This is a genomic window from Kineococcus auxinigenes, from assembly GCF_050871525.1.
Classification (GTDB): Bacteria; Actinomycetota; Actinomycetes; order Actinomycetales; family Kineococcaceae; genus Kineococcus.
Genome location: NZ_JBKBCT010000118.1, coordinates 1 through 6,690, shown reverse-complemented (window position 1 = coordinate 6,690; position 6,690 = coordinate 1). Strand labels below are relative to the sequence as shown.

General features: G+C 78.5%; 4 protein-coding genes. 2 read left to right on the top strand and 2 right to left on the bottom strand.

Translation table 11 applies throughout. The annotated features are described in order from the left end of the window. Nucleotides 1-130: 130 nt before the first annotated feature. Nucleotides 131-1,222 (bottom strand): LLM class flavin-dependent oxidoreductase, encoded by a 1,092-nt coding sequence (locus tag ACRYR9_RS19225; protein ID WP_432498971.1) that lies wholly within the window; start codon nucleotides 1,220-1,222, stop codon nucleotides 131-133. A 170-nt stretch (nucleotides 1,223-1,392) separates the two neighbouring features. On the opposite strand from ACRYR9_RS19225, the gene ACRYR9_RS19220 reads away from it, so the two are divergent. Both ACRYR9_RS19220 and ACRYR9_RS19215 read left to right on the top strand, forming a co-directional pair. Then, on the top strand, nucleotides 1,393-3,519 hold the full coding sequence (locus ACRYR9_RS19220; RefSeq protein ID WP_432498974.1) for a SpoIIE family protein phosphatase: 2,127 nt from the start codon (nucleotides 1,393-1,395) through the stop codon (nucleotides 3,517-3,519). Between the two features lie 507 nt (nucleotides 3,520-4,026). Further along, nucleotides 4,027-5,778, top strand: coding sequence for a putative bifunctional diguanylate cyclase/phosphodiesterase (locus ACRYR9_RS19215; RefSeq protein WP_432498977.1), 1,752 nt, complete (start codon nucleotides 4,027-4,029; stop codon nucleotides 5,776-5,778). On the opposite strand, the gene ACRYR9_RS19210 is transcribed toward ACRYR9_RS19215, so the two are convergent. Beyond that, entirely contained in the window at nucleotides 5,775-6,557 is a 783-nt protein-coding gene (locus ACRYR9_RS19210; protein WP_432498979.1) for a hypothetical protein, read from the bottom strand. The two genes, ACRYR9_RS19215 and ACRYR9_RS19210, sit on opposite strands and share 4 nt — an antisense overlap. Nucleotides 6,558-6,690 lie beyond the last annotated feature (133 nt).

Genomic DNA, 6,690 nt, shown 5'->3' with positions numbered 1-6,690 from the left:
CCCCCCCCCCCCCCCCCCCCCCCCCCCCCCCCCCCCCCCCCCCCCCCCCCCCCCCCCCCCCCCCCCCCCCCCCCCCCCCCCCCCCCCCCCCCCCCCCCCCCCCCAGGGGGGCGGGGGTGCCCCGAAGGGGTCAGGCGGGGGGCACCGGGACGCCGGGGAGGGCGACCGGGTGCGAGGGCACCGTCGGCCCGGCCTCGGCCCGCACGATCGGTGCGACCTCGGTGCCCAGCAGCTCCACCGCCCGCATCACGTCGCGGTGCGGGACCGTCCCGGCGCTCAGGTGCAGCATGAACCGGTCGATGCCCAGCTGCTCGCGCTGCAGCAGGACCTTCTCCGCGACCTCCTGCGCCGAGCCGACGAGCAGCGCCCCGTTGCGGCTGCGGGCCGCCTCGTAGCCGGTGCGGCTGAAGGGCCGCCAGCCGCGCTCACGGCCGATGACGTCCATCGCGTGCCGGTACGGCTCGAAGTGGACCTCGGCGGCGCGCTGCGACGTCTCGGCGACGAACCCGTGGGAGTGGGTCGCCACCGGCAGGGTGGCCGGGTCGTGGCCGGCGCGTCGGGCGGCCTCGCGGTACAGCTCCACCAGGGGCCGGAACTGCGCGGGCTCGCCGCCGATGATGGCCACCGCCAGCGGCAGGCCCAGGGTGCCGGCTCGCACGACGGACTGCGGGCTGCCGCCCACGCCGATCCACACGGGCAGCGGCTGCTGCACCGGCAGCGGGTACACGCCGAGGCCGTCGACCGCGGCGCGGTGGCGCCCACCGGGCCAGGTGACGTGCGCCGGGTCGCGCTGGATCGTCAGCAGCAGGTCCAGCTTCTCGGTGAACAGCTCCTCGTAGTCGTCGAGGTCGTGGCCGAACAGCGGGAAGGACTCGATGAAGGAGCCGCGGCCGGCGAGGATCTCGGCGCGCCCGTCGGAGAGGCCGTCGAGGGTGGCGAACTGCTGGAAGACGCGCACCGGGTCGTCGCTGGACAGCACGGTGACCGCGCTGGACAGCCGGATGCGGGAGGTGCGCGAGGCCGCGGCGGCGAGCGCGACGGCGGGGGCCGAGGCGGCGTAGTCGGGGCGGTGGTGCTCGCCGAGGCCGTACACGTCCAGGCCGACCTGGTCGGCCAGCTCGATCTCCTCGACGACCTCGCGCAGCCGCTGGGCGTGGCTGATGACCTCGCCGGTGCGCGCGTCGGGCGTCGTCTCCGCGAAGGCGCTGATGCCGATCTCCACGGTGCTCCCCTCCCCGGCGCCGGCCGGGCGCCTGGTCCTGAGGTGCTCCCGCGAGCACCTGGTTGAGCCTTCAACGAGCGTGGGGTCCGATCTCTTCCGCCACCCAGCCTGCCGGTGACCGCCGGGACACCGCGCGCTGAGCGTCGGTGGTCTCGACTAGGTTCCCGTGGGTGAAGAGGTTGCCGTTCGCCGACGCCAGCGGCTTGCGCGAGGCGTACGAGGCGGTCGACTGGGCCACCACCCCCATCGGCGACCCCGCGGGCTGGTCGCGCCCGCTGCGCCAGGCTCTCGAACTGGCCCTGGGCACCCGGTTCCCCGCCCTCGTCTGCTGGGGGCCGGACCTGGTGATGCTCTACAACCAGCCCTACGCCGACATGGTCGAGGGCAAGCACCCCGCAGCGCTGGGCCGCCCCGTGCGCGAGGTGTTCCCCGAGGCGTGGGAGGAGCTGCGCCCCCTCTTCGACAAGGCGCTCGCCGGGCAGTCCACCTGGTCGGTGGACCTGCCCCTGCCGCTGCACCGCAAGGGCTTCCTCGAGGAGTCGTACTTCACGTTCTCCTACTCCCCGCTGCTCGGCGAGGACGGCGCCGTCGCGGGCGTCATGGACATCGCCGTGGAGACCACCCGCCAGGTGCAGGACCACCGCCGCCTGGAGCTGCTCACCCTGCTGGGCGACCTGGCCACCGACCTGGACGCCCCGGCGGAGGTCGCCGACCGAGCCCTCGACGTGCTGCGCACCGCCCCGCTGGACCTGCCCGAGGTCGACCTGCACCTGCCCGGCGCGGTCGGCGCCGGGCGCGAGCACGTCCTGCCGGGCGCGCCTGAGCCGTTGCGCCCCCGGCAGGTGCTCGTGCACGAGGACGGCCCGGCCGGCCCCCTGGCCTGGGCCCCGATCCCCGCCGCCCTGGGCGGTGCCTCCCCGGGCGTGCTCGCCGCGCGCCTGAGCCCGCGCATCGCCCCGGACACCACCTACCGCGACTTCCTGCGCCTGGTCGCCGCCACCGTCGGCGACGGGCTGTCCGCCGCCGCCTCCTACGAGGCCGAGCGCCGCCGCGCCGACCTGCAGGCCTGGCAGGCGCAGCGCCTCGGCGGGCTCGTGGCCGTCGCGCAGGCCCTGCCCGACGTCGACGCCGAGGTGGACGTGCTGCGCGTGCTGGGCCGCGGCGCCTCCGCGCTGCTCGGCGCCGACGGCATCGTGCTGGGCGTGCTGGAGGCCTCGCCCGACGGCACCGGCCGGCTGGAGGTCCTCGGCGACACCGCCGACCCGGCGGCGGCTGCGCTGCCGTCGGCGCTGCGGGGCGTGCCCGTCGTCGACGCCGCCGCCGGCACCGCCGCCTGGCCGCTGCGCCTGACCGACCGCACCGTCGGCGTCCTGGGCCTGTCGTGGCGCCGCCCGCGCGAGCTGCGCCCCGAGGACCGCGACCTGCTCACCGCCCTGGCCGCCTCGGCCGCGCAGGCGGTGGACCGCGTGCGGGCCCGGCGCGCCGAGCGCGAGGCCGCCGACGCGGTGCGCTCGCTGGCCGAGACGCTGCAGCGCAGCCTCCTGACGTCGGCGCCGCAGCCGGAGCACCTGGAGATCGCCGTGCGGTACCTGCCGGCGGCCGAGCACGCCCAGGTCGGCGGCGACTGGCACGACGCCTTCCTCACCGCCTCCGGCACCGCCTGCCTGGTCATCGGCGACGTCACCGGCCACGACCAGGACGCCGCCGCCGCCATGGGGCAGGTGCGCAACCTCCTGCGCGGCATCGGCTACTCCCTGGAGGTCTCGCCCGCCTCGGCGCTGTCCGCGCTGGACCGGGCGATGCGCGACCTCGGCGTGGGGGCGCTGGCCACCGGCGTGCTGGCCACCGTGGAACCGGTGGAGGGCACCCGGGCGTGGCGGCTGCGCTGGTCCAACGCCGGGCACCCCCCGCCGGTGGTCATCACCCCCGACGGGCGGGTGGAGGTCCTGCGCACCGACCCGGACCTCCTGCTCGGCATGGAGGCCTCCTTCCAGCGCGCCGACCACGTGCACGGCCTGGCGCCGGGCGCGACGGTGCTGCTGTACACCGACGGGCTCGTGGAGCGCCGCGGCGCCTCCATCGACGACGGCGTGGACTGGCTGGCCCGCACCGCCGCCCGCTTCGCCCACCTGGGCCCGGACGGCATCTGCGACGCGGTGCTGGCGGAGGTCGCCGGTCACGCCGAGGACGACGTCGCCGTCCTGGCCGTGCGGGTGCGCCCCGTGCCCGAGCCCGTGCTCCCGTCCGAGCCGCTGACCGGCCTGCTGCCCGGACCGCTGCCCCGCGCCGGCGCGTAACCGCCGTCGGCCAGCCCCGCCCAGCGCTCGAACACGTTGCGCGCGGGGTCGTTGCCGGTCAGCAGCGCGTTGAGCCCGTACAGGGCCAGGAACGGCACGGTGCCCAGCAGCGCGTACTGGTCGGCGTGGCGGGACTCGTGCCGGCGCCGCGCCGGCCCGCCCAGCCCCCCGTGCAACCACGCGTTGCCGACGGTGGTGCCGCCGCGGCCGTAGGTGCGCGGCGGCATCGGGGCGCACTCCACCAGCAGGTCCGCGCCCAGGACCGGGCGCACCCCGTGCAGGCGCGCCCAGCCGACCGCGGCGAGCGTGGCCGGCAGGTTCCGCCACGCCCGGTACGCGTGCCAGGCGCGGCGGGCCGCGCGGGACGCGGTCGTCGGCACCCGGGACCCCCTCTCGCCCCCGCCGGCCCGGCGCCGCGGAGACGGGACGGGACGCTACGACACGCGGGGACCTTCCGCCGCGCCCGCTCCTCGGGGATCATCTGGTCCAGCCGCCCAGGAGGTGCCCGTGAGCGTCGACCCGTCCCGGCACGACCGGCGCGCGCCCTCGACCGCGGGCGACGGGACCGCGGGGAGCGCGGCCGCGGCGGTGACGGTGCTCGAGGCGGGGCGCGCCCTGCCCACCCGCACCCGCCAGGTCTTCGAGTCGCTGTCAGCGGGCGTCGTGGTCACCGACCGCGTCGGCCTGGTCCTGGACGTCAACCCCGCCTTCTGCGTGCTCGTCCGCGCCGGGCGCGAGGCCCTGGTGGGCCGCGTCCTGCAGGACGTCGTGCGCACCGCGGACGGCCGCTTCCCGCTGGAGCAGGTCGTGCGCGGGCTGGACCGCGACGGTGCCGGGACGGCCGTGCACGAGGCCCTGGTGCGCCGCCTGGACGGCACGAGCTTCTGGGCGCAGGCCACCGTGGCGCTCGCCCGCGTCGACGGCCGCGACGTCGTGGTCTCGCAGCTGGTCGACGACGACGAGCGGCACCGCGCCCTGGCCGACAAGCTGCACCGCGCCGACCACGACGAGCTGACGGGCCTGCGCAACCGCACCGCCCTGCTGGACGAGCTCGGCCGCCGCCTGGCCGTGCCCGGTCCCCCGCTGGCGGTGCTGGTGTGCGACCTGGACCGCTTCCGCGTCCTCAACGCCGCCCTGGGGCACGTCCTGGCCGACGAGGTGCTCGTGGCGGTGGCTCGCCGGCTGCTGGCGGCCGTCCGCGGTGCCGACGTGGTCGCCCGCCTGGGCAGCGACGAGTTCGCCGTCGTGGTCGACGGGCTGAACGGCCCGCTGCCCGGTGCCGCGCTGGAGGCGGCGCGGCGGCTGGCGGGGGAGCTGAGCCGGCCGCTGCGCGCCGGCGGCCGCGAGGTGCGCTGCGGAGCCGGGGTGGGGGTGGCGCTGGCCGAGCGCGACGGTGCGCGCAGCAACGATGCCCTGGGCCTGCTGCGCGACGCGGACACGGCGCTGCGCACCGCGAAGGCGGCCGGGCCCGGGGCGGTGCGGTGGTTCCAGCCGGCGATGCGCGAGCGGGTCCTGGGGCGGCTGCACCTGGAGGACGACCTGCGCCGGGCCCTGGAGCGCGGGCAGCTGGAGGTGCACTACCAGCCGGTGGTGCGCCTCGCCGACGCCGAGCGGGTGGGTTTCGAGGCGCTGGTGCGCTGGCACCACCCCGAGCGCGGGCTGCTGGCCCCGGAGGACTTCTGGCCGGCGGCGGAGGAGAGCGGGCTGTCGGTGGCCGTCGACGCCCTCGTGCTGGAACGGGTGCTGGACCTGCTGCAGCGCCGGCCGGGAGCGCGGGTGTCGGTGAACACCAGTGCGCGCCGCTTCGACGGGACGTTCGCCGAGGAGGTGCTCGCCCAGCTGCGCGTGCGCGGCGTGGACCCGGGCCGGCTCGTGGTGGAGCTGCTGGAGCACTCCCTGCTGGCGGGCGACACCACGACGACCCGCGAGCTCGCCCGCCTCGCCGGGGCCGGGGTGCGCATCGCCATCGACGACTTCGGCACCGGCTACTCGGGGCTGTCGTACCTGCACCGGCTGCCGGTGTCGGCCCTGAAGCTGGACCGCTCCTTCGTCACGGGGCTGCCCGCCGACACCGACGCGGACCGCATCGCCGCGGCCGTGGCGGGCCTGGCCCGCGGCTTCGGCCTGGTCGCGCTGGCCGAGGGCGTGGAGACGCAGGCGCAGGCCGAGCACCTGCGCGCGCAGGGCTGGGACTTCGCGCAGGGGTTCCGCTTCGGCCGTCCCGCGCCCGAGGAGCACTGGTACCCGCCGGGCACCTAGCGGTCGTGCCGCGACCGCCCGGCGCGCGAGCCGGCGTAGGCGGGTTCGCGCAGCCGCAGCCACCGGCGGGGCATCTCCAGCCCGGGCACGGGGTGGCGGCCGGGGTCGAAGGTGAGGACGCGGTCGGGGGCGGTGGCGGGGTCCTCGTGCAGCAGCAGCTCGGCGAAGGGCCGCCACGGCCCGCGCGGCGCGGCCACCGCCAGCAGGAAGCGCCCCTCGCGCCAGCGGGCGCCGGCCAGCAGCGGCCCGGTGGGGGCGCGGAACGCCGCGACGCTGCCGTAGGTGCCCGAGCGGTGGTCCAGGGCGGGCCGCAGCAGGCGGCGGCCCGCGCCGGTGTCGAACGTCGTGGACAGCAGCAGGTCGCGCGGCTCGCCGTCCGGCCCGTTCACGCGCAGCGCCAGGCCCAGCACGTCCGGCAGCGGCCGCGGCAGCCCGGCGGCGCGCGAGAAGCGCACCACGGCCCGGTCCACCCCGGCCTCGTCCACCCACGGCACCCCGACGGGCTCGGCCAGCCCGTGCCGCACGACCTCGGCGGCCACGACGGACCCGCGGGTGTGCACGGCCTTGCCCCGGCGCAGCGCGGCCGCGACCCGGAAGGCGGTGCGCAGGGCCGGGTCGTCCGGGACGGTGCCGGGGCGCTCCGGCACCGTCGTGCCCGCCTGCGGCACCAGGGCCCCCGCGGTGGGCCCGGGGGTCCCCGCGGGCGGGCGGGCGGGTTCCGCGTCCGGGGCGGGGCTCACCCGGCGCAGCACGTCCTCCACGGTCTCCCCGATCCCCACGCCGCCATCCTCGGCGCCCCACCCCCCTCCCGCACCCCCACCCCTCCCGGCGGGGGGGGGGGGGGGGGGGGGGGGGGGGGGGGGGGGGGGGGGGGGGGGGGGGGGGGGGGGGGGGGGGGGGGGGGGGGGGGGG